This window comes from Pseudobutyrivibrio sp. AR14 (assembly GCF_900101325.1).
In the GTDB taxonomy this organism is placed as follows: domain Bacteria; phylum Bacillota; class Clostridia; order Lachnospirales; family Lachnospiraceae; genus Pseudobutyrivibrio.
Genome location: NZ_FMUY01000009.1, coordinates 45061 through 70655, shown reverse-complemented (window position 1 = coordinate 70655; position 25595 = coordinate 45061). Strand labels below are relative to the sequence as shown.

Annotated in this window: 20 protein-coding genes; all 20 read left to right on the top strand. The window is 35.5% G+C overall.

Features of this window, described 5'->3' with window-relative positions; genetic code table 11:
* Positions 1 to 45: 45 nt before the first annotated feature.
* The 20 genes from lysS to BLP50_RS09450 all read left to right on the top strand — a co-directional run bounded on the left by lysS (position 46) and on the right by BLP50_RS09450 (position 25593).
* Positions 46 to 2073 carry a lysine--tRNA ligase gene (lysS, locus tag BLP50_RS09545; RefSeq protein WP_090154091.1) on the top strand — a complete coding sequence of 676 codons (2028 nt, stop codon included), beginning with the start codon at positions 46 to 48 and terminating at the stop codon, positions 2071 to 2073.
* 285 nt (positions 2074 to 2358) lie between these two features.
* Positions 2359 to 3918, top strand: coding sequence for a glutamate/gamma-aminobutyrate family transporter YjeM (gene yjeM / locus BLP50_RS09540; protein ID WP_090154089.1), 1560 nt, complete (start codon positions 2359 to 2361; stop codon positions 3916 to 3918).
* 143 nt (positions 3919 to 4061) lie between these two features.
* On the top strand, positions 4062 to 5414 hold the full coding sequence (locus BLP50_RS09535) for an MATE family efflux transporter (RefSeq protein WP_090154087.1): 1353 nt from the start codon (positions 4062 to 4064) through the stop codon (positions 5412 to 5414).
* 24 nt (positions 5415 to 5438) lie between these two features.
* The gene (locus tag BLP50_RS14560) at positions 5439 to 6299 is read left to right on the top strand and encodes a patatin-like phospholipase family protein (RefSeq protein WP_090154085.1); all 861 of its coding nucleotides are present in this window, start codon (positions 5439 to 5441) and stop codon (positions 6297 to 6299) included.
* Positions 6300 to 6438: 139 nt separating this feature from the next.
* Entirely contained in the window at positions 6439 to 7464 is a 1026-nt protein-coding gene (locus BLP50_RS09525; RefSeq protein WP_090154082.1) for a histidine kinase N-terminal 7TM domain-containing protein, read from the top strand.
* A 3-nt stretch (positions 7465 to 7467) separates the two neighbouring features.
* Positions 7468 to 9639, top strand: a complete 2172-nt coding sequence (locus tag BLP50_RS09520; RefSeq protein ID WP_090154080.1) for an HD-GYP domain-containing protein — start codon at positions 7468 to 7470, stop codon at positions 9637 to 9639.
* Positions 9640 to 9968: 329 nt separating this feature from the next.
* The gene (locus tag BLP50_RS09515) at positions 9969 to 10247 is read left to right on the top strand and encodes a helix-turn-helix domain-containing protein (RefSeq protein WP_090154078.1); all 279 of its coding nucleotides are present in this window, start codon (positions 9969 to 9971) and stop codon (positions 10245 to 10247) included.
* Positions 10234 to 11358 (top strand): type II toxin-antitoxin system HipA family toxin, encoded by a 1125-nt coding sequence (locus BLP50_RS09510; RefSeq protein ID WP_090154076.1) that lies wholly within the window; start codon positions 10234 to 10236, stop codon positions 11356 to 11358. The genes BLP50_RS09515 and BLP50_RS09510 overlap by 14 nt, the downstream gene beginning before the upstream one ends.
* A 157-nt stretch (positions 11359 to 11515) precedes the next feature.
* A complete protein-coding gene (locus BLP50_RS09505; protein WP_090154074.1) occupies positions 11516 to 12856 on the top strand; it encodes a Gfo/Idh/MocA family oxidoreductase in 1341 nt (446 codons plus the stop codon).
* Positions 12857 to 12877: 21 nt separating this feature from the next.
* A complete protein-coding gene (locus tag BLP50_RS09500; protein ID WP_090154072.1) occupies positions 12878 to 14131 on the top strand; it encodes a CDP-glycerol glycerophosphotransferase family protein in 1254 nt (417 codons plus the stop codon).
* Between the two features lie 71 nt (positions 14132 to 14202).
* Positions 14203 to 14463, top strand: coding sequence for a type II toxin-antitoxin system Phd/YefM family antitoxin (locus BLP50_RS09495; RefSeq protein ID WP_090154069.1), 261 nt, complete (start codon positions 14203 to 14205; stop codon positions 14461 to 14463).
* Positions 14453 to 14767: a type II toxin-antitoxin system RelE/ParE family toxin gene (locus BLP50_RS09490; protein ID WP_090154067.1), complete on the top strand. Its 315-nt coding sequence runs from the start codon at positions 14453 to 14455 to the stop codon at positions 14765 to 14767. Before BLP50_RS09495 ends, BLP50_RS09490 begins: the two co-directional genes overlap by 11 nt.
* A 264-nt stretch (positions 14768 to 15031) precedes the next feature.
* A complete protein-coding gene (locus BLP50_RS09485; protein WP_090154064.1) occupies positions 15032 to 15979 on the top strand; it encodes a glycosyltransferase in 948 nt (315 codons plus the stop codon).
* 10 nt (positions 15980 to 15989) lie between these two features.
* Positions 15990 to 17159, top strand: a complete 1170-nt coding sequence (locus BLP50_RS09480; protein ID WP_090154062.1) for a radical SAM protein — start codon at positions 15990 to 15992, stop codon at positions 17157 to 17159.
* A gap of 23 nt (positions 17160 to 17182) precedes the next feature.
* Positions 17183 to 18352, top strand: coding sequence for a glycosyltransferase family 2 protein (locus tag BLP50_RS09475; RefSeq protein ID WP_090154060.1), 1170 nt, complete (start codon positions 17183 to 17185; stop codon positions 18350 to 18352).
* Positions 18353 to 18364: 12 nt separating this feature from the next.
* The gene (locus BLP50_RS09470; RefSeq protein ID WP_090154059.1) at positions 18365 to 19318 is read left to right on the top strand and encodes a DUF1796 family putative cysteine peptidase; all 954 of its coding nucleotides are present in this window, start codon (positions 18365 to 18367) and stop codon (positions 19316 to 19318) included.
* 21 nt (positions 19319 to 19339) lie between these two features.
* Positions 19340 to 20578 carry a glycosyltransferase family 4 protein gene (locus BLP50_RS09465; protein ID WP_090154057.1) on the top strand — a complete coding sequence of 413 codons (1239 nt, stop codon included), beginning with the start codon at positions 19340 to 19342 and terminating at the stop codon, positions 20576 to 20578.
* Between the two features lie 16 nt (positions 20579 to 20594).
* Positions 20595 to 21587 (top strand): glycosyltransferase, encoded by a 993-nt coding sequence (locus tag BLP50_RS09460; RefSeq protein ID WP_090154055.1) that lies wholly within the window; start codon positions 20595 to 20597, stop codon positions 21585 to 21587.
* 37 nt (positions 21588 to 21624) lie between these two features.
* The gene (locus BLP50_RS14320; RefSeq protein ID WP_176753743.1) at positions 21625 to 24132 is read left to right on the top strand and encodes a hypothetical protein; all 2508 of its coding nucleotides are present in this window, start codon (positions 21625 to 21627) and stop codon (positions 24130 to 24132) included.
* A 153-nt stretch (positions 24133 to 24285) separates the two neighbouring features.
* Complete coding sequence (locus BLP50_RS09450; RefSeq protein WP_143001137.1) at positions 24286 to 25593, top strand: hypothetical protein; 1308 nt, start codon at positions 24286 to 24288, stop codon at positions 25591 to 25593.
* Positions 25594 to 25595: the final 2 nt, after the last annotated feature.

The window sequence follows — 25595 nt, the reverse complement described above, 5'->3', positions numbered from 1 at the left end:
TTAAGATTACGTAAAATAATAAGTAGAAATAGATAAGGAGACATTATGGCAGAGCAGGATATCAATCAGCTTTTACAGGTCCGCCGTGATAAGCTTGCTGCACTTCAGGAAGCAGGTAAGGACCCATTTCAGATTACAAAGTTTGATCAGACACATCACACAGACGAAGCACGTGCACTTTATGAGGAGCACGAGGCCAAGCTTTTAGCAGGACGTGCAGCTGTTAATACAGACGGTATGGATGAAGAGGCTGCAAAGCAGGCAGTTAACGACGATTACAATGAGCGCCGCGCAATCATGGATGCAGAGCCAATTCACGTTAGCATTGCAGGTCGTATGATGTTTAAGCGTGTTATGGGAAAGGCAAGTTTTTGCAATATCCGTGACCGCAAGGGTGATATCCAGGTTTATGTTGCCAGAGATGCAATCGGCGAAGAGTCTTATGCAGATTTCAAGAAGTCTGATATCGGTGATATCTATGGTATCAAGGGATGGGCTTTCAGAACAAAGACAGGTGAGGTTTCAATCCACGCTGAGGAGATGACTTTACTTTCTAAGTCACTTCAGATTCTTCCTGAGAAGTTCCACGGTCTTACAGATACAGATATGAGATACCGTCAGCGTTATGTTGACCTTGTTATGAACAAGGACTCACGTGATGTTTTCGTTAAGCGTTCACTTATGATGAAGGAGATTCGTAATTTCCTTGCTGAGCGTGATTTCATGGAGGTTGAGACACCTATTCTTGTTTCAAATGCAGGTGGTGCAGCAGCTCGTCCATTCGAGACACATTACAACTCACTTAACGAGGATGTTAAGCTTCGTATTTCTCTTGAGCTTTACCTTAAGAGACTTATCGTAGGTGGTTTCGAGCGCGTATACGAAATTGGTCGTGTATTTAGAAACGAGGGTGTTGACACTCGTCACAATCCTGAGTTCACACTTATGGAGCTTTATCAGGCATACACAGATTATGAGGGTATGATGGAGCTTACAGAGACTATGTTCCGTCGCCTTGCTGAAAAGGTTGTAGGTTCTACAAAGATTTCTTACAACGGAATCGAGATTGACCTTGGTAAGCCATTTGAGAGACTTACAATGACAGACGCTGTTAAGAAGTACGCAGGCGTTGATTTTGATACAGTTGCTGATGATGAGGCAGCAAAGGCTCTTGCTCGTGAAAAGGGCGTAGAGTTTGAGGACCGTCACAAGAAGGGTGATATTCTTAACCTCTTCTTCGAGGAGTTCTGCGAGGATAATTTGGTTCAGCCTACATTTATTATGGACCACCCAATCGAGATTTCTCCTCTTACAAAGAAAAAGCCATCTGACCCATCAAAGGTAGAGCGTTTCGAGCTCTTCATCAACGGATGGGAGATGTGTAATGCATATTCAGAGCTTAATGACCCAATCGATCAGCGTGAGCGTTTTGCAGCACAGGATGCTAACGCAGAGGCTGGTGATGATGAGGCTGAGCACACAGATGAGGACTTCCTCAACGCACTTGAAATCGGTATGCCACCTACAGGCGGTATCGGTTATGGACTTGATAGACTTTGCATGCTTCTTACAGATAGCGCAGCTATCCGTGACGTGCTTCTCTTCCCGACTATGAAGAGCCTTGATGCACCAAAGAAGAGCGCTACAGCAGCTGATGATAAGTCAGGATTCTTTGCTCCTAACTCAAGCATCGATTTCTCAAATGTAGCTATCGAGCCACTTTTCGAGGAGCAGGTTGATTTTGATACATTCTCTAAGAGTGATTTCAGAGCAGTTAAGGTTAAGGCTTGTCAGGCAGTACCAAAGTCTAAGAAGCTTCTTCAGTTCACACTTGATGATGGTACAGGCACAGATAGAATAATCCTTTCTGGTATTCATGAGTTCTATGAGCCAGAAGAGCTTGTTGGCAAGACACTTGTGGCTATTACAAATCTTCCACCACGTGCAATGATGGGTATCGAGTCATGCGGTATGTTACTTTCAGCAGTTAACAACCTCAAGGATTCAGACGGTGAAGAGCTTCACCTTCTTATGATTGATAACCACATCCCAGCTGGTGCAAAGTTATACTAAGAATTTTTGGCCCTAGGGGACGGGGTTCCTGGTCCATTTTAGATTAAGGCTCTATAGCGAAAAGCTATAGGGCTTTTTGCTTTGTAACGCCCTACAGAAATGAGGCAATGTGTATTAATCTTTTGCGTTTTAAAGTTTAAAAGTTTAAAGTGCGAATGCATTGTATTTCCTATGTTTTAAAGGCTTTCTCACCATAGCGGAACCGATTTAATCGTGATATAATTGACAACGCTGTGCGTAAAAATTAAATAAAGAATTTATTTAGAGGGAGTATTTAAAAGATACATGAAGGAAAAGAAATTGGGACTTATGTCTCTCATACTGATGATTTTTACATCAGTATATGGATTTAATAACATTCCAAGATCTTATTATTTAATGGGATATGCAGCTATCCCTTGGTTTGTTATTGCAGGAATTTTATTTTTTATTCCATTTGCATTTATGGTAGCAGAGTTTGGTTCTGCTTTTAGAAACGAGACTGGTGGAATGTATTCATGGATGTGTAAGTCAGTTGGACCAAAGTATGCATTCATCGGCACATTTATGTGGTATACATCCTATGTACTTTGGATGGTAAATGTGTCATCAGGTATTTGGGTGCCTGTATCAAACGTTATTTTTGGTAAGGACACAACAGCAACATGGTCATTATTTGGATCACATTTCTTATCAGGTTCTAGATTGCTTGGTATCATGGCAGTTATATTCTTTATTGTAATCACATATTTTGATTCAAAAGGAATTGATAAAATTAGCACAGTTACATCTGTTGGTGGTACAGCAGTTCTTACAATTAACATTATGGTGGTAATCGGCTCTATCATTATGATTATTGCTCGCGGTGGACAGCTTCAGCAGCCATTTGCTGGCTTTGAATCACTTAAGACTCCACTTAATGCAGCATATCAGGGAAGTCCGATTGCGATTTTGTCATTCATCGTTTATGCGCTTTTTGCATACGGTGGAATTGAGGCAGTAGGTGGACTTGTTGATAAGACAGAGAACCCTAAGAAGAATTTCCCAAAGGGAATCGTAATAGCAGCACTTGTTATTGTAGTTGGATATGCAACACTTATTATGCTTGTAGGTTCATTTACAAATTATAAGCAGATCCTTGGAAATGATGAGATTACACTTGGAAATGTTTCTTATGTAATTATGTCAAATTTCGCAGCAGAGATTGGCAAGGCATTTGGTGCTACACCTGCGACACAGCTTGCACTTGCTCATGGATTTGCCAGAGTATATGCATGCATCATGCTTCTTGCTCTTATGGGTGCTATGTTTACACTTGTTTATTCACCACTTAAGCAGATTATCGATGGCACACCAAAGGAACTTTGGCCAGGTAAAATGGGTGAGACAGCCGAGGGTGGAATGCCAAAGAACGCTATGTGGATTCAATGCACAATCGTTTCAGTGATGATTTTACTTATCTCATTTGGTGGCGATACAATGCAGCAGTTTTTCTTGATTCTTACAGCAATGGTAAATGTTGGTATGACAGTGCCTTATATGTTTATCTCATTTGCATTTCCTAAGTTCAAGAAGATGAAGGATGTAGATAGAAGCTTCGTAGTATTCAAGTCTCAGGCTTCAGCAAATATCTGGGGATATGTGGTAACACTTACTCTTTTATTTGCCAATGCATTTGCAATTATACAGCCAGCTCTTGATGGCGACGTAAAGACTACATTCTGGTCTTTAAGCGGCCCAGTTATCTTCGGATTCGCAGCATGGGTAATCTACACACGCTACGAAAAACGCCTTTTGACCCAGGGGGACGGGGTCAGTGGTTCATCTGAAGAAGTATCAGAGGAGCCAGTAGCTCAGACAGAATAGTGGACCTAGGGGACGGGGTTCATGGACCATTTTGCAGGCCTAATTGGCCTGCATTTTTTATGTCTTTAGTTAAGCGTTTAACAATTGCTAGTGCCCAATTTAATTGGTATGATATTAAAGACTGAAAAATTGAGGAGTTAAATATGAAACAGGGGTTATTTTCAGATAAGGATTTTATTCATAGACTGTGGAATCTTACATTGCCACTGGCGTTCCAGAGCTTGATGCTTGCGCTTGTTGCGGCATGTGATGCAGTGATGCTCGGCCGAGTGGAGCAGGATTCTATGGCGGCGGTATCGCTTGCTACACAAATACAGTTTATCCAAAATATGATGCTTGCAGCAGTGACAGGTTCCATTGCGATACTTGGTGCACAGTATTGGGGCAAGGGAGATAAAAAGACTCTCCATAAGATTTTTGGAATGAGTCTTAGAATCGCATTTATTATTTCAATTTGTTTTTGCGTGGCATGTACCTGCTTCCCAAGACAGTTGATGATGATTTTTGCTGAGGATAAGAATCTTATTGGAATAGGAATGGGATATCTTAGGATAGCAGGATATTCTTATCTTTTGACAGGATTATCCCAGTGTTTCCTGGGCACAATGCGTGTTACTGGTCATGCAGATAGAAGTGCACTTATTAGCTCTGGCGCTGTAATTATAAATATTATTTTAAACGGCATATTTATTTTTGGATTGTTCGGTCTGCCAGCTATGGGTGCCAATGGTGCGGCCCTGGCTACACTTATTGCAAGAATAATAGAGTTTAGTGCAGCTGTTATCTCATCATTCCAAAAGGATTTTATTCATCCTACAATAAAGGATTTGTTAGTGAGAGACAGACTGTTGGCAAAAGATTACGTGAGATGCGGTCTTCCTCTGGCGGGAGCAGCTCTGTTCTGGGGAATAGGATTTACATCTTATACAGCATTTATGGGACATTTGGGTCCAGACGCAGCGGCATCTAATTCCGTTGCAGCAGTTGTGAGAGATTTGATGTGCTGTCTGTGTGATGGTATCAGTGCGGCCGGTGGAATTATAGTAGGAAATGAGCTGGGAGCAGGAAATCTAGATACTGGTAAATTGTACGGTAGCCGTATAGCAAAGCTTTCAGTTTATGTGGGATTTTTATCTACAGGTATCATTTTACTGGTGACACCGATTGTATCAAATTTCATTATTCTCACACCGAAGGCCAAAAGCTATCTGGTGGGAATGATGGTTATAATGGCTTTTTATATGATAGGAAGAGCTATCAATACAGTGGTAATCAATGGCGTTTTTGGTGCTGGAGGTGATACACTGTTTGATATATATAGCCTGGCAGTTTGCATGTGGGGCATAGCTGTGCCTCTGGCATTTTTAGGAGCATTTGTATTTAAATGGCCAGTTCTTTGCGTTTATGCTTGCACTTGCGTGGATGAAGTGGGAAAATTGCCTTGGGTTTACCACCACTACAAGAAATATAAGTGGGTAAAAGATTTGACTAGATAATTGAGCACAAGAAGGGAAGCGAGGATGAAAAAAGGATTAGTTATGGAAGGTGGAGCAATGCGAGGCATGTTCACCTGCGGTATTATCGATGTTTTGATGGACAATGGTTTTGATTTTGACTGCGCGGTTGGTGTATCTGCCGGAGCTACATTTGGCTTGAACTACAAATCAAAGCAGCCAGGAAGAGCTCTCCGTTACAACAAGATTTACTGCGGAGACAAGAGATATGCCAGTGTGCATTCTCTTTTAACTACAGGAGATATTTACAACGTATCATTTTGCTACAACACACTTCCATATGAGCTGGATTTATGGGACACTGAGACATTTTACAGCAATCCAATGGATTTTTACTGTGTAGTAACTGATATCAATTCAGGCAAGGCTGTTTATCACAAGTGTGACAACGAAAGCCATAATCCATATGGAGTAGACATTCAGTGGATTAGAGCATCTGCATCTATGCCGATTGTTTCACGACCAGTGGAGATTGATGGTGGGCTTTATTTAGATGGTGGAATGTCTGATTCGATTCCTCTTGAGTTTATGGAAAAGCAGGGATGTGACAAGATTCTCGTTATCGAGACTCAGACCAAGGATTACATTAAAAAGCCTCAGGCACATATGTGGCTTGCAAAGTTAAAGCTTGGCAAATTCCCTAACATGCTTGATACAATGAGAAATAGATACAAGATGTACAACAAGGAAAAGGAATACATCAGAAATCAGGAGGAGGCCGGAAAGGTATTTGTCATCAGACCAGATGAGCCTCTTAACATAGGTCCAATCGAAAGAAATCCTGATGAACTTCAGAGAGTTTACGAGCTGGGCCGAGCTGCAGCAACTAGAAATTTAGATGCTTTGAAGGCATATTTTGAAGTATAAGAATTGGCTTCTCACAGGTAATTATGTGATTTCTGTGAGAAGCCTTTTTAGTTACCAAGAAAAAGTATATAATTGCTATAAAGGGCGTTATGAAAAGTAACTATTTCTGCGGATAAAATAATAGGTTGTAGGGGACTATATGATTTATCTTATCTGTTTTTTGGTTGTACTTGTTATGCTTCTTTATCTAATAGGGTATGGAAGAAGTATAGGTATTTGGACAGTAGTTTTGACATCGTCGATTGCCATAGGAAATGGCGGATACTATGCCCTTGCTACGTCATCAAATCTTCAAGAGGCACTTCTTGCAAATAAAATTGCCTATGTCATAGGTGTATTTGCGCCAATTACTATTTTTTTTAGCATATGTAATCTGTGCAGAATAACTCTTTCTAAGAGAGTGAGTACAATATTATTTTCTATTCAAATTCTTATATATCTTTCAGTATGCACAATGGGAACTAAATATACTTTTTTCTATAAGGATGCGATTTTTCATGAGGGATCTACAGGAGTATATTTGGAGAAAACCTATGGGCCTATGCATACCGTCTATTTATTAGCCTTGCTGGGTTACACAGCCGCAGGACTAGTTGTTAGCCTCTTTTTTATAAATAAAAGAACAATCGTTAGCCGCATTAATATTGATATGTTTATTTTTGTAGATATTCTATCTGTGGGAGTGTATCTGATTGAGAGATTATTACATTTGAATATTGAATTGATGCCGGTATCTTTTACCCTTTCAATAGGACTCATGTTGATTCCGTTGACTAAATTGTCCATTTATTCGGTGAATAATATTAATATTTTTGCAGATGAATTGCAGAAGACCGCCTATATTCTTTTTTCAAAGAAGCTTAAATACATGGGAAGTAATGAGAAGGCGGAGGAATATTTTCCTGAACTAAAAAATTGGGAGTTGGAGGAAAAAATCCCAGGAAGCGGAGGGCGATTTAATACATTTTTACGTCAGCCTCTAAATGAATTTGTAAGAGAGGGCAATCAGGAAAAAATAAATGGAAAACCATATAGATATAAGGATCAGATCTGTACATACGAAATTGGAATTCTTAGAAAAGCTAGCAAGAAGAACTGTGGCTATTATATAAAAATTTCTGATGTTACAGATGTTATAAATGAAAATGCAATTGCGGAGCAGTAATTAATGGGGAAAGAAACGGGTCAATCTGTAGTAGGGGTTATAGATAACATTGTCCGACTAGGGGTAATGTTTATACTTGCCATAATCTTTATTATCATGGGAGTTGCTATGTGGGATAGCAATAATTCCCAGGAGCTATATAAAGGTTCTTTTAGTGCGGCTACTTTAGATAGAAATTGGACTCTTTTGTCTAGAGGGACGGAGCGGAAGGTGGATTTGCCCCTGGAACTTAATACGGAAAAAGGTGAGGAAATAGAACTTGTTAATGCTCTGCCAGGTGATTTGAGTGATGGCATGAGTCTGATGATTAGGGCAAATATGCAGGATGTGACTATATATGTGGATGAGGAAAAAAGAGTTGAGTATACAACTGCATCCATAAAGGATATGTCCTATTATATTCCTAGTGCATATGTAGTAATTGATTTGAACGAAGAGGATTCCGGAAAAATCATTAGAATGGTGATATGCCCTAAGGAGCAGCCGGTAGTAAATGAGGTGCGAATCAGCTATGGTAATAATGTGTGGTTTGACGTCATCAAAAAAGGTTTGCCTGCTTCAGTATTTGCCATAATTATTTTAATACTTGGTGTATTGATGGTAGTTGCGGCATTTGTTTTGAGAAAGTATTTTAATGCAAATACACCGAGAAACTTGGGCTTTTTGATGATAAATATAGCACTGTGGATTATAAGTGAGTCAGGGTTGAGACAGTTTATATTTAGTAGACCATCTCTTACTATGTATTTTTCATATATTCTTGTGGAATTAATAGGTGCAATGGCTTGCCTCTATTTTGATGAGGTGCAGCACGGTGTATATCATAGATTTTATCTTGTAGCTGAGTGTATAGTTCTTGGCCAAGTGGTTTTAAATGTTGGCTTGCATGTATTAAAAATAGCTGACCTGTATGTAACTATGAAGTATTCCCACATGTGGATTGCATTTTGTGCGGTGCTTGCGATAGCGACTATAGTGATAGATATCTACACAAAGAGGGGACGGACATACGCAATTACCATAATTGGAATGGTATGCTTTATCATTATGTCACTTAATGAATTGCTGGGATTTTATTTGAATCGATTCCATGTGTTTGGTGGGTCTATCTGCATAGCTATGCTGTTTCTCATGGTGGCCACAATCATACAGACTGTTTATGATGAAGTGAATGGAGTTGAAAATCGCGAGAAGATGCAGACAGCCATGACTATTAACACAATCCAGACGATTGCCGGCGCTATAGATGCAAGGGATGAGTATACAGGCGGACATTCGGAGCGTGTAGGATTTTACGCCAGTCGTTTGGCCAGAGAGATGGCGGCGGACTATGATTTGACGGAAGAAGATATCTTGCGTGTCCATTATATAGGCTTGGTGCATGATATCGGAAAAATCGGTGTGGCTGACACGGTGCTGAATAAATCAGGACGCCTTACTGCTGAAGAATTTAGCCTTATGAAAAAGCACACAGAAATTGGCTATGAAATAATGAACTCTTTGGGGCAGGAGATTAAGGGCGTTTTAGATGGTATCAGATATCATCACGAGAGATTCGATGGACTTGGGTATCCAGATGGACTTTCAGATACAGATATTCCACTTATAGCTAGAATTTTGGCTCTCGCCGATAGCTATGATGCTATGACATCTAACCGTGTATACAGAAAGCGACTGACAGATGAGCAGGTTAGAGAGGAAATACTAAAGAATTCTGGAACTCAGTTTGATCCAGCCCTTGCAGAGATATTCATAAGACTTATTGATAGAAAAGAGCTGAGCGTGATGACTGTAGAGGGAGCGGCTGCTGACTTAAGTGGAGTGGTAAGAAAGTCGTCTTTACTAGAGGATAAACTTCAAAGAGATTTGCTTGATAAAGTGGATATCGTAAACCCGACTCATATCAGGATGCTTTGCTACATAATGAAATTGATGGAAAAGAAGGGCAAGGAGTATATTGTATATTTTGCGTCAGCAAAATCGATGGAAAAGCTGGAGGAGCAAATTAAGGAAAATTCCAGCAATCATGATGTATTCCTGCTTTATACCAATGAGCAGTATATAATAGCTCTTTATGACAAGACTGAGGAGGAGAAGTTTGTATTTGTAAATAGTGTGCGCATGGGCTGCCATGATGTGAAGATGGTGGATATTATGGACATGCTAGATTCTTGAATGGATATTAATAAATAGGATTTTCTGCCGATATAAAAAGTATAAAACAAAAGAATTGCAATTTCGGCAGGAAGTCCAATTCTCCGGTGGCTGATTTGACAAAGGTCAGATTGGCTGACGCGAAGGCACAGCAGGAAAGACAATTCGAGAAAGGAACTTAATAATGACATTATCAGTTTTCGCTTGAGAGCTGCTTTTCGATTTCAATGGAAGTTGGGAAGCAGCTCGTTTTAGTTTGAGAAATTTATAGGTAGGGGGAATGTCAGGGGCTTAGGGATAATATATTAGCATTTATATACAATTATGGAGAAAAGTGCTAATATATTAGCATGATTAATTTATATCAGAAAACATGGAATGAAATAAATAAAGAGATAGCAGGTAATGTCCGTCTGCTTAGAAAAAGAAAAAAGATAACTCAGAATGAATTGGCGAAGAAATCAGGAGTAAGCTTTGCTTCTATAAAACGATTTGAGCAGACAGGTGAAATTTCGTTACAGTCCTTAACAAAGATTGCCATAGCCTTGAATGTTGAAGAGGAGCTAGAGACATTGTTTACATCTGTGCCTTTTTCATCTATAGAGGAGATTATAAATGAGCAAAGTTAGTAAATTAGATGTTTATTTTGGAAATCGTTTAATTGGAACTATGGCATTGTATAAAGATACTTTGGCGGCATTTGAGTATAGTAAAGACTGGCTGAAAGATGGTTTTTCAATCAGTCCTTTTTCTCTACCTCTAGAGAAAGGTGTGTTTATACCGAAGCTAGATCCATTTGGTGGATTATATGGTGTTTTTGCAGATAGCCTTCCAGATGGATGGGGAAGACTTCTTGTTGACCGTTTAATGAGAAGAAATGGTCTTAATCCAGAGAGTATGGGGAATCTCGACAGGTTAGCTATTGTAGGTGAATCTGGGATGGGGGCACTTGCTTATAAGCCTCAAACTGTTTTAAGTAGAGGCGAGGAGAAAAAAGGGCTGGACATCATAGCTGAGGAATGCAAGGAAATCCTTCAAACTGAATCTACAAAGGGGTTAGATTATCTGTTTGAAAATGGTGGTTCTTCAGGAGGGGCGAGACCAAAGATTCTTACGGAAGTTGATGGAGAAGATTGGATTATTAAGTTCCCTTCAAGTGATGATAGTAAAGATATCGGAAAGATCGAATATGACTATGCTATTTGCGCAAAAGAATGTGGAATAGAGATGGAAGAAGTGAGATTGTTTGAATCGAAAAAGTGTATGGGCTATTTTGGAACAAAACGATTTGACCGAAAAAAGAAGGGCGACAATTATAGAGTACACATGGTATCGGCAGCTGGATTATTGGAAACATCACATCGAGTGCCTAATTTAGACTACAATACATTGATGCGACTCACACTGCAACTTACTAAATCGATGGAAGATTGCGAGAAACTATTTAGGATTATGTGTTTTAATGTATATGCGCACAATAGAGATGATCATTCTAAAAACTTTAGTTATCTTTATGATGACAAGGAGGCTCAGTGGCATTTATCACCTGCATATGACTTGACATATAGCAATTCTATTGCTGGCGAACATGCAACAATGGTCAATGGAAATGGTTCAAACCCAAGTGAAGATGATGTGTTGGCTGTAGCAGAGAAAATCGGGCTTAATTTAGTTAAAGCAAAACGTGAATCAAATAAGATATATGATTGTGTTCAGGAGATGCTGGGAAGATATTTATAGAGTGAAAGCTTTATGACTTGTTGAATTTCTTATGGACATTTTGTGAATAATAGAGCTTTTTCTACAATAGAATAGTAAAATTAAATTTGTAATAGCCGATAACTATCATAGAATTCTATAGTTTTTTATGAAGCCATGGGGCTGAGAAGGAATATATATGAAAAAAGTAATTACTTACGGAACCTTTGATTTATTCCATGAAGGTCATTACAAATTATTACAAAGAGCAAAAGCACTGGGTGATTACCTAATCGTTGGGGTAACCACTGAGAGCTATGATAGACAAAGAGGTAAGCTTAATGTAGTTGATGATTTGCTTACTAGAGTAGAAAATGTACGCAAAAGTGGTTTTGCGGATGAGATAATAATTGAAGAATCATACGGACAAAAGGTTAGTGATATACAGAAGTATGATATAGACATATTTACTGTTGGTAGTGATTGGATTGGCAAATTCGATTATCTTAGAGAGTATTGTGAAGTGGTATATCTTGAGCGAACTAAGGATGTATCATCTACTATGCTTCGCAATGAGGCTTTTAGTATTAAGAGAATTGGAATCATAGGGAATGGTAGAATTGCTGGCCGATTCGTAAGAGAGGCAGTAGGTGTATCTGGTGTAAATATTCAAGGCGTATACAATCCGCATACAGAAAGTGCAGCTACTTTCGCTGATGACCATGATATCAATTGCTTTAAAACAGAGGAAGAACTATTTGAAAATATAGATATTGCATATATTGCTTGTCCACATCAGTATCATTACGAATACATCAAAAAAGCTATTGAATCTGGAAAGCATGTTATCAGTGAAAAGCCATTAGTTTTAAAAGAAGATCAAGCTAGAGAGCTTTTTGATATGGCAAAAGAAAAGCAAGTAGTTGTTATTGAAGGTATCAAAACAGCTTATTGCCCAGGATTTATAAAACTCATTGATGTGGCTAGAAGTGGTATCATTGGAAACATTAAATATGTAGATGCATGCTTCACAAAGCTTGAAAAGGCAGATAGTCGTGAGCTTACAGATTTGCAGTATGGTGGAAGCTTTATTGAATTAGGAAGTTATTGCTTGCTTCCAATAATTAAGCTCTTAGGAATAGAGTACGAGGATATATCTTTTGACAGCATACGTGGCGAGAATGGATTAGATTTGTTTACCAAATGCTCTATGAAATTCCCAAGAGGACTTGCTACAGCAACATGTGGCCTAGGAGTAAAAAGTGAAGGACGTCTTTTGATAGCAGGTACACTTGGATATATCGTTGTAGATGCTCCTTGGTGGAAGACAACATATTTTGAAGTGCATTTTGAAAATGCGGAGCATGTGGAAAAATATTCTGAGTCTTATTTGGGCGATGGACTTAGATACGAAATCGCTGATACATTAAATCAAATTAATGGAAACAGCACTAGCGAGTTCAAGCTCACAAGAAAAGAATCAATAACTATGGCTTCTGTTATGGAGAAGTTCCTCATTCACGAGAATAGGGGAGTCTAATTAATAGGGATTGGGCGGATAATGAAAAAAGAAGATTTGTACATTTTAAAAAGAAGAATAAAAGCACTGTGTAACAGCATGTGCTTTTATTTTTGTAGAGTTTTTCCTATTGATAAAAAACTTGTAAGCGTATGTACTTTTGAGGGAAAAGGCGGATTTGGATGCAATCCTAAGTATGTTGTTGAAAAACTTCACAAAATGGATGGATCTCTTAAATTTGTTTGGTTTGTAAATAAAAATGCTTGGGAAAAAGAATTCCCTGATTATATAAAAAAGGTTCCAAACACTCTGTGGTCTAGAGCATACTATCTGACTCGTTCAAAAGTGTGGATTGATAATTACAGAAAACCTTATGGAACAGTAAAGAGAAAAGGTCAGTACTACGTAAATACGAATCACTATACACTCGGTATCAAGACTGTTGGATTATGGCGCGGAGCAGGCTTTTCAAAAATGGCATATCTGGTTAGTAAAAATGATTCGGATATGATAGATGATTTGATAATTGATTCGAAATTCTGTGAGCTGGCTAGTCCAAAGGGGCTTATTTACGATGGCCATTATCTTAAGACAGGTGCACCTAGATGCGATGTGCTATATGGTGATAGAAGCGTCATTAAGCAGAAATATAGGATAAAAAATGGTCTGCCAGAAGATGCAAAGATTCTGTTGTTTGCTCCTACTTTTAGAGAGGGTGCCAAAGATGGAAAACGTTTTGTATATTCGCAGCTTTGGAGTGTAGATTTTAAACATTTGATTGACTGTCTTGAGGAGAAATTTGGAGGCAAATGGTACATCTGCTTTAGAGTACATCCGCAGCTTGCAGCAGGATTCTCTGATTATGAAAATGATGAAATCGCTGATAGAATCCTCAACGAAAGCCAGGCAGACGATTTGTATGAAATCATGGCAGCTATGGATGCCTACATGACAGATTACTCTAGTGCATGTTTTGAGGCAGCATTTGCAAAAATGCCAGTATTTATCTATGCAGACGATATAGAAAAATATGAAAGGGATAGAGGGTCACTATACTGGAACATGACCACTGACTCCCTTGACAAGGTCACAGCAAATCAGGAAATGTTCCCAGGAGAGGACTGGGTATTCCCATTCTCAATCGCCACCAATAATGATGACCTAGAGCACGATGTATTGCATTTTGACCAGCAGAAATATGAGGCTAGGCTGGACGAGTTCTTTGGAAAAATCGGATTGGTTTTTGACGGTAATGCAAGTGAGAAGGTGGCCCAGGAGATTTTGAGGAGGATATAATTGGAAGAACGAATCTTGAGAGAGTGGTATAATTATGGTATAATTAGACCATGAGAAAGGGGATGATTTCTATGCCACAAATTTTGCCAATTAAAGATTTGAAAAATACTTCAAATATATCTGAAATGTGCCATAAGGCAGATGAACCTATTTATATAACAAAAAATGGGTATGGCGATATGGTGCTTATGAGCATTGAGTTATTTGAAAAAACGCAGAAGAAATGGAATATGTATAGCGATATAGAACAATCGGAACAGCAGATTAAAGAAGGAAGAATAAAAGACGCTAGAAAATCGTTGTCTGCTGTGAAGGAGAAATATGGCTTATAATTTGATTGTTACCGATAGAGCGGAAGAGCTAATTGATTCTAGTGTATATTATATAATAAATAAATTGGAAAACCCTAAGGCAGCGAGACGGTTGTTAGATGAAATTCTTGCTATTTATGACAGACTTGAAGATAATCCATATCAATTTGCTGATTCAAAAGATGATTATCTTAGAGGAAAAGGCTATAAAGAGGCATTGTTTTTGAGTATGCAGTATAAATTAATATTTCGCATAGAAGGTGATGATGTCTTTATCGTTGGATTATTTCATAATCTTGAGGATTATCCGTCAAAAGTAATATAAGTTGAAAGCTAATTATTAATCAAAAAGTTCACGAAAAGTTCATAGTTTGTAGAAAGTTTCAAGGGAAATAGCCGATAAATATGTTAGAATATTGCTATGGGAAATATAAGCAATACCACATAGCGGAAGCCTTTGATGCAGTGTGATTATATGGTAGTGTTTTTGTCAGCTGGGTCGTTAGGCCCAGCTGTTTTTGTTATTAGCTATATTAAAGTTTTCATGGGGAGTTTTTGGTGTTGCAAGAGTAAGGGACAGCGTTGATATATGAAAAAGAAATTATCGGTAATTATACCAGTTTATAACCAACTGGAATATTTTAAAAAGTGCTTAGATAGTGTTGTTAATCAGACATATTCTAATCTTGAAATAATATGTGTCGATGATGGCTCAACAGATGGAGCACAGGATTATTTGGATGAAGTAGCATCAAAAGATAGTAGAGTGATTGCTATTCATCAAAAGAATAGTGGAGAAAGCCATGCTCGCAATGTAGGATTAATGCAAGCTAATGGAGACTATATCACTTTTGTAGATTGCGATGATTGGATTGAAGAGGATATGTACGACAGCATGATGAGGGTGGCGGAAGAAGAGGATTTAGATTTAGTTGCATGTTCATGGTACAAAGTGAAAGAAGAGAAACCAGTGAAGGTGGAAAATGAACTTAATGTATCCTCTAATTTAATAGACAATGAAGAATTACTAGATTATGTTTATAAACGCGATTTATATAGGAACTTTGCATATATTTGGAACAAAATATACAAACGAGAGATATTAGAAGATGAAGGTACATTGAGGAGATTTGATGAGGATATTTATTTAGGAGCGGATGTCACATATCTAGCTAGAGCTATTTTAAAAGCCAACAGAGCGAAGTATATGGACAGACCTTTTTATCATTATACATTTAGAGTAGGTTCTGGTAGCCACTCAAATGATATTTCGAAAGCAAGAGATTTGACAGAATCATATAAAGAAACTGTTGAATTGCTTAAAAATGCGAAAGTAAAAGAAGAGACAGTTAACTATGCAATTAGAATTCTTGTATATCACGCCATAGAAGGCATTGAGATAGCAATCGAAAAAGAGGATTCAACAGCGAAGAAGTATTTTAGAGAAATAATGCTGTCGTATGAAAGCGTTTATTTGGAGCTTAACAAGAATTATCCGGATAGAGTTGAGTTATATAAAAGACTTATAAATAATTAGGAGAACATACATGAAATGGATTAATAAGGGGCATGAGTATGATGCTGTGTATTCAAAAATAATAGAAAAAGAAAGTTTCTATTTATTTGGTGCAGGAGATTTTGGAAATCTCTTTTATGAAATTACAAATAATAAAGTGCCTTTTATCGCATATATAGACAATGATGTAAAGAAACAGGGAACTATTATAAACGGATTAAAATGTATCTCGCTTAATGAAGCTAAAGTCGATAGTAAGCACGCGATTATTTTAACTATGTCCCAGTTTGCAAGAGTAGCGACTATTGAACAGTTAAAAGCAAAAGGATTAAAAAGAAACGATGACTTTTTTATCATCGAAGAATTCCTTTCCGTATATTTTTCATACAAGTACCAGAAAGTATATATGACAGCAATATCATTCCTTCCAAGTACTATTTGTAATTTAAATTGTAAAAACTGCTTGAATTTCAATCCATTTGCAAAAGAGTTTTTTGTAAGAGAATTGGATGATTTGAAGCATGATGTAGATTTGTTTTTTGACTGCGTGGATAAGATTATGCTTTTTCATGTGAGTGGTGGAGAACCAATGCTCTATAAACACATAGCGGAATTAATCCAGTACATTGATGAAAATTATGGAGATAGAATTGGAGTCTTGAGAACGGTTACAAATGGCACCGTTGTTCCAAAGGATGAAATTCTTGAAGTATTAGCTAAATGTAATGTAGAAGTGACGGTAGATGATTATAGAGAAGCCGTGCCTAGATTTAATGATAGATTTGATAAGCTCATTTCAAAATTTGATGAGTACGGGATTAAGTACTATATAAATAAAGCTGAGTCGTGGATTGATTTGGCTCCAGATAGAACGGATTATTCGGATAAATCAGAAGAGTGGTTAATAAATCACAGGGATTCTTGTGGACAATCATGGGAAGAATTACGTGATGGAAAGCTTTATAGTTGTAATTACGCGGCGTATGCAACTGTGGCTGGAATAGCTGGAGAACAGGATACAGAAGAATCATATGATTTGAATTTGTTTACAACTGAGACTAGAAATGAATTGATTGAGTTTAGATTAGGCTATACAAACAAGGGGTATACGAATTTTTGCAAGAAATGTAGGGGATTTACTCCTGAAAATGATGTGGCTGAAAAGCCAGCAGTACAAACAGAAGTGACTATGGGGAAATAATTGTTAGGAGTATTAGAAAGCAGATGGCAGAGAATAACGAAATACTATTTTCTATTATAACAGCAGTATATAACAACGAAGTATTAGTGAAATCTGCAATTCAAAGTGTCCTAAATCAGAGTTATAAAAACTTTGAATACATAATTGTAGATGATGGATCAACGGACAGAACTCCAGAAATATTAGATGACATAGCTAAATCAGATGAAAGAATAAAGGTTATTCACCAAAAGAATCAATGGATTTTTGCAAGTTTTAATACAGGGATATTAAATTCCAAAGGTGAGTATGTTTTTATTGTAAATTCAGATGATACTATGACTCCAGGAACTTTGGAAAGAGTTGCCAAAGTGGCAAAAAAGTATAACCCGGACATTATTTTTTCTCAAATAACTCAGCATTTGTGTGATGAAGAACAAAATATCATAAAAGAGGATCTTAATGGTTATTCAAAAATGGTATTGAAAGAGGAATTTTTAAGTAACCAAGATGAGTTCCATAATAAATGGATTGACTTAATAAAGAAAAGATATGTATCAAATAATATTAATTTCTATAAGAGGTCATTAGCGGAGAGACATCTATATCGAAATGATAATTACATGGGGGATAGATTCTTCAATAATGAAATAGCTAGATATGCTAAGACTGCATATATATTAGGTGATTTTATTTGCTACAACCATTTCGTATATGAGAGTGAGCGCAATGCTTCTAGAAAATATTATGATTATTCACACATAATAGGAAACGAAATATACGAAGACTTCAAATCTATGCTTGAGGAGTGGAACATTGACTCTGAAGAGAATATTAGAAGTGTATGTGAAAAAAGAATAGAAGATTTAACATATGAATATAGGTTACTTAAAGCAGCAAATTGCCCATTAGGTGAAAATGAGAAAATTGCATATATGATTTCAGGGAGTCTGGATGATACAGTCATGGAATGTGTTGAGCGTACAGGTGATTTTGAAAACCTTCAAGCAAGAATTCTTAGCGGAATTAGAGAAATGCTTTTGATAGAAGAATTAAAAAAAGAAGATTCTATGTATTTTGTTCAAAAAATGCTTGAATCGTTACTTAGATATGAAAAGGACGAGGATGATTATTTGTATATAAAAAATGGTGTTTATAACGAAAAGAATCCTTATAAAATAGGTGAAGTATTTTATAAAAAACTTGTTAATTGAAAGAGACGAAGCATGGAAATATATGATGTATATATGTCTATAGGTTGGGCATGTAGACCTGCACATCAATTGAGAATAAATGGTTTAAGGGATGAGGCTTTTCCGTTGGATTGGCAAAAAGATTATTCACTTGACACGGTAATACATTTATTTGAAACGAATTTTGAAGATTTCTTTAAAAATATAAAAGAAGAAGGAGTAGGGGATGATAATAGCCGAAGAGTAATAGATGTAAACAATCATATTATTTCATTGCATCATTTTCCCAAAGAATTATCTTTGCTTGATGGACAAGATAGATTCCTTGAGAGTATGACTAAACGTTATCAAAATCAAAGGGATAGAATTATAAATGCTAATAAACTATTTCTTCTATCAAATAGGTTGGTTAGCCTAGATGAGATGGGAAAATTTCTAAAAGATTTTTCGACGATTTTCCCAAATAAAGAGATTAAGTTAGTTAATATAAGGAATGACAATAACTTAAATAGTGAAGAGATTATTGTTAATTCAAAAGAAATAAACGATTTATTATCAATTATTGATTATACGATAAATGATACTTATGACGATTCCGGTAATGAATATGATTGGAAAGGAAATAGCAAAGCCTGGAAGAATATACTAGACGAATATGGTAATCATCACACATATGAAATTGTACAGAAATATAAGAACGATAAAAATCCTTTGATAATATATGGTGCTGGACAGATGTGTAGAGCATTAATCAATATTTTTAATAAATACAAATGCAAGCCAGATGGAATAGCTGTGACTAATATAGAGGGGAATCCAAAAGAAGTAGAAGGGATAATAGTAGATAACATAGATAACTATCCAAAGAATAGTAACATAATTATATCAGTCAAGAATATTAATATGGCAGAAGAGATTAATAGATATTTAAAAAATAAGGGGTATAAGAATATATCTAACGTGGATAAATCAGTATTGATGGAATAAAGAGGTTAAGAACAATAATTTATGAGAGTATTATGGCTATGTAATATTATTCTTCCAGAACTAGCGACAACATTTGGATTAAATAAACCGAATGGTGGTGGTTGGATTTCAAGAGCGTGGGCTGAGATGCAGATGGAAAAAGGATTGGAGTTAGGATTGTGTGTACCTATTAAGAATCCTAAATATTTACGCGATGGCATTTTTAATAATTATAAGTATTATTCTTTTTTAATGATATCCAATGAATCAAACACAAATATAAACAGTCAAAAGACAAGGTTTAAAGAGATTGTAAATGATTTTAATCCTGATATTATCCATATCTGGGGAACAGAAAACGAGCATACATTTTCAATGGTCGATATGTGCAGAGAAAATGGACTAATTGAAAGAGTAGTTATAAACATTCAAGGATTAGCAGCTTATATAGGTGATATATATACTTATGGGCTTAATGAAGAAACAATAGCTAAAGAGATTGGTGGTAAACCCTCAATATATAAAGAGGCACTTGAATATAAACACAAGGGAGCTTTTGAATTACGTTCATTAGAAATCGCACAAAATGTAATAGGTAGAACTGAGTGGGATAGAGCATGTACTGGGATGATTAATCCCAAAAGAAACTATTACTTTTGCCGTCCGATGCTACGGAAAGTATTTTATGAATCAAATAAATGGAATATGGCTAATTGTAATAAATATCAAATTATGATAAGCCAAGCATTTTACCCTATAAAAGGACTTCATTTAATAATTCCAGAGATTGCAAAAATAAAAGGATTATATTCTTCTGTAAAAGTTAGAATATGTGGAGCAGATCCAACAAAAGCATCAAGTTCTTATGGGGAAGTAATCAAGAAAGAACTTATCAAGTATGGGGTATATGACATTGTGGAGTTTATTGGAAGAAAAAATGAACTGGAGATGGTTGAAGAATATTTAAACGCAAATGTATTTCTTTCTCCTTCGCTCATAGAAAATGAATCGAATTCTATCTGTGAGGCTATGTTACTTGGCGTTCCAGTAGTTAGTAGTTATGTTGGTGGTGTTTGTTCTGTAGTCGACCATTGTATCGATGGTTATTTGTATCCGCTAAATGAGTCATACATGATGAGTTATTTTATAAGAAAAGTGTTTGACGATAAAGATGCGACAAATGAAATATCAAAGAAGGCAATTGCTAAAGCAGAGGAGTTTGTTGATGTAGAAATTGCCAAACGAGAGTTATTAAATACTTATGAGCAAATAAATAGTTAATTGGAGCTAAAATAAAGTGGATGATATTAGATTTTCTATAATAACAGCGGTTTATAACAATAAGAAATACTTAGAAAATGCTGTTGTTAGTGTTATGCAGCAGAATTACGCCAATTTAGAATATATAGTTGTAGATGATGGTAGTACGGACGGAACTGGCGAGCTAGCAGATGAGTTGTCGAAGCAATATAAGAATTTAAGAGTAATTCATCAAGAAAATAAGTGGATATATGCTAGCTTTAACGAAGGCATTAAGAACGCAGTAGGTGAGTATATTTATATACTGAATTCTGATGACAAGCTAAAAGAAGATGCTTTAGAAATATTAGATAGAAGCATCGATATGTACAATCACCCAGATGTTATTTGGACTAAAGTATTACTCTGCGAATGTGATGATAACCAGAATGTAATAAATAGAATAGATATAGATGAAAATATAACGGAAGATTTGTTTTGGAAGGATGAAGCGGATTTAGATGTTTGGCATGATTTATTACGAAGTAATTTGATGGTGAATCAGGCGAATCTATATAAGAGAAGTACAATAAAAAAATATGAATTTAGAAATGATGTATATGGGGCAGATTATCTGTTTAATTTAGAAATTGCTAAGTATATTGACTCATATTTGATTATTAGTAAGCCTATATATTTGTTTCATAAATACAGAAATGGAAGTAACGCTTCTATTGGGAAATATTATGGTTATGAACATGAAATGTATAATGATTTTTATAAGGCGGGCTTAGAACTACTAAATAGGAGAAGTATTGATAGTATACAGAATAAAGAATTAATAAGAAAAATACGGAGAGCTAATTTTACAGCTGAATTGAATGCAATTATCCTATTCGATAAAAGTCCAATTAACGAAAAGATTAATTATTTAAAAGAAAATGTTAAAGATGAAGTAATTGATTCTGTATTTGATGATAAAAGCGAAATAGAACGTCGAATAGAAAAGGCTATAATTAGAATTGAAAGTGAAAATACGGAGAGTAAATAACTAGTTTTAATTGGCGTATTAATTGGAGGACTACATATTGAGAAAAAAACAGTTAGCAGTGATTCGAGAGATGTCAGAATTGTTGAAGAAGGCACATGAAAGTATACGCAAAGTAATAGCAGAAAAAAATATTAATGAAAATAATTTAAACGCTGTCTTTAATTTGTTGAGTCAGTGTCAAAGTGCTGCAATAAATATGGGAAATCGAATAGAAGAATCTGAAGGTGAGGGGTTCATTACAGTAAAATATCTAGAAGATTATTGTGAACTAGTATACTCAATCAATGAAGAATTACAAGAAAATGCTGGAACTGACAATCCAGATAAAGTTTGTAAGAAACTTACTAAGATGCTTCAAAAAATAGATAACAGCATTGCGCATGATATACCGCTTAAGAGAGAAGCGGTTTTTTTGCCATACAAAGCTAGTATGTGGGATTCACTTGAGAGCGTATGGGAGGCAGCTGATGCCGACCCAGATTGTGATGCATATGTAATTCCAATACCTTATTTCGACAAAAATCCAGATGGAAGTGTAAGAGAAGAACATTATGAAGGTGATTTATTTCCAGAGAATGTACCTGTAACACACTATTCGGAGTTTGATTTCGGAAAGCATCACCCAGATATGATTTTTATTCATAATCCATATGATTATGGCAATTTGGTTACTACAATTCATCCATTTTTCTATGCGGAAAATATGAAGAAAGTTACAGATTGCTTAGTTTATATACCTTATTTTGCGACAAGTGGCGCTATGGGAGCAGAAAAAGCTTGGTGTCCAGTATATGAATATGCAGATTATATTGTGATACAGTCAGAAAGCTATAGGCAGTACTATAGTAAGGATATTCCTGATGAGAAATTTCTTGCATTTGGTTCTCCTAAGTTTGATAAAGTTATAAGAAAATGCCAGAACCCGCCTATACCAGCCAAAGAATGGAACGATAGAGCTAAAGGGAAAAAAGTGCTTTTTTATAATACTAGTTTGAGTTGCATGCTTCAAAGCACACCTAGATATTTGAAAAAAATGAAGTATGTATTTGATACATTTAGAAATCATAAGGAATATTGTTTACTATGGAGGCCACATCCTCTGTTCGAATCAACATTAAAAGCAATGAGACCTGAATGCTTAGAAGTATATAGAGCTTTACGGGCAGAGTTTATGAAAGAGGATGGATGGATATTAGATGAAACACCGTGTGTAGAAGATACGATAGCGTTCTGCGATGGTTATGTAGGAGATATATCGTCTAGTATAGTTGCATTATTTGGAGTGTCAGGTAAACCAATATTTCTTTTAGCAGATGATATTGTATACAATGATAATAAAAAGGTGGGGAGTGCTTTAAAAAGAGGAAATAATCATTTAGATAAATATAGTACAAATAAATATATAATCACAGATGATAATCTTTTATATTGGTCGCCTAATGAAAATTATACGTATGAAAGATTTGTTGATTTTTCTAATAGTGCCGCGGGCGAATCATATATGGAAGTATATGATTATGACAATACGTTGATCCTTGCTCCGAAATTGGCTCAAAATGTCTGTTTCATAGACAAAAATAGTAGAAAAGTTGAATATATTCAACTTCAAGAAAATAAATTTGGGTGGCAATTTCAGAGTTCATATATTTTAGAAGACAAATTAATACTTATTCCGCATGATTATTTTTCTATTGTATTAATTAAGCTGGATACTCGCGAAGTGAGTTATATAAATGGAGTGTCTGATTTTATTAAATATAATGACAATGGAGTAGTAAAATACGGCGCATCATGGGCGGTTAATGATAGTATTTTTGTTATGTCACCTGATGCTAATCAGTATATAAGGATAAATGTTAATAGTTTAGAATATACTATTATTAACATAAATCTTGGGATAGAAGTTGGAGATATTTGTAGTTTTAAGGAAAATAATAGTATTTGGATACTCCATAAAAAGGGGCCTTATGTAACTTGGTTGAACATTGAAAGTAATGAACATAAAACATACGATTTATCAATAGATGGATTGATAGCAAAGGACTGGAATAATGGACAACAAATAGAAGGAGATTATTTTGAAAACTGTTATTTAGATAGTGGTTATTTAATTGTTGCACCGTTTCGTGCTAATAAAATAATTAAATTAGATTTATCTAATGGAGAAGTTGAAGAATATTATTTAGGTGTAGAGAAAACTAGTGATTATGTGGGGAGGATTGGATACTTTATTGGATCGACGAATGTGTTTTACAGTTATATCAATCAAGAATGTTACATAGTAAGTAGTGATGAGGCTAAAGAATGTAATTTAACTTTTAACAAAGAAGATATATTAGAAGATGCATTGAATTTTAAAAAATACTTCTCAATGTCAAAATATGCAAATATCGAAAGTTATAATAACAAATTAGATGATTATTTAAGGAATTTTGACAAATATAAATTTGACATAAAAGAACAGTTGGCTGCTTATCGAGAAGTTAATGCTGCAATGGAAGGAAATTGCGGGATTCAAGTGTATAACAAATTGGTAAATGAATAATTGGGGTGGATGGTGTATACATATAAATGGAAATATGAAGAGAAAGACTTATTTATAGATAAAAAACAAAGGATTTATCCGATACTAGATTTGATACTATATCGTGTATGCTCCACTGATTATAACGATTTATATAGTTATGATGGTATGGTTATGCCTAGAAGTAATTATAAGCGAAATATCAGGAAAAAGTATCGAGGCGTAATAAAATATTATTATAATTATTTGATTAATCATAAAAAGATATTAAAGAGAGATGAAAATAAAAATAATATTTTATTTTCAGACTCAATTATTTTATCAAAAAGATTGACCTGTCTTTTAGAGGAACTTTCTCTCAAGTGTAATATCATAAGTTGGTATAGATTTGAAGACGAAAGAAGTTTGCATGGCGATGAAGAAATATTTAAGTTAAGGCAGAAAAAAAAGGACCAAGGAAAACTTTATGTTGGAAGTTCAGTACAAGGGGACAAAATAAAAACTATTGTAAAGGATATTTATAATGCTTACACAGAAATAATTGTAAATAATTCTAAAATAGAAAAGAACAAATTGGAAGTATTATATAAAAAACTAAATATAGCCGTAGATAAACGTATTAAATTTTTGAAAAAATGCCTGCTAAAAGAAGGGGTAGAGATGTTTGTTACATATAATCAATGTCGTATAGCAGATTTGTTAATAATTATGGCTTGTAACGAATTGAATATATGGACTAAAGAAATAATACATTTTCTGTATTTTTCGAGAGCATATGAGCATGGTTATGGAACCTGGAATGTAAGAGAGTATTCATATAGAAATTTAGCTATGTATGTAGATGAGTCATGTCAATGGTGCGAAGCTGCAGCTAAAGCCATTATTCCAGTAAATAAGTTGGGAAATAATTGTGTGGTATCGATTTGCGGGTGTCCAGAGATAACAAAAAAGAAATTATTGTGTGATTATAATAGCGTGATAAAGAAAAATGAAATTTTATTTTTGGTTCCAGAGGATTATGAATTAGAATACGAAATGTCATTAGAAAATATTAATATGTCATTTGATGAATACAGACAATACATTTATGGTGAAATCAAAAAATGTGCTAAAAATAATAATGTTGGAATAGTAGTACGATGTCATCCGGGAACAGATGAAAAAAGAATAAAAGAGTTAGAGGATAATAATTTTATAATTAGCGATTGTAATAGTAATATAAATAATATTATTGCTGAATATAAATACTGTATAGGGGGATATACATCTGCTTTATATTTAGCAAAAATATATGGAGCTTCATGTTATAAGTTTATTCATAATATGGATGAGGAAGGTTATGCTGAGCTTGGGGTGAAATCCATAAGAATTGATGAAATAGAAAACTTGAAACTACAGTACGAAGAAGCAAGAATTAATGATTTGTGGTGCAGTGAAAAATGTATAGATGTTAATAAAGTTATAGAAATTCCGAATAAGTAAAG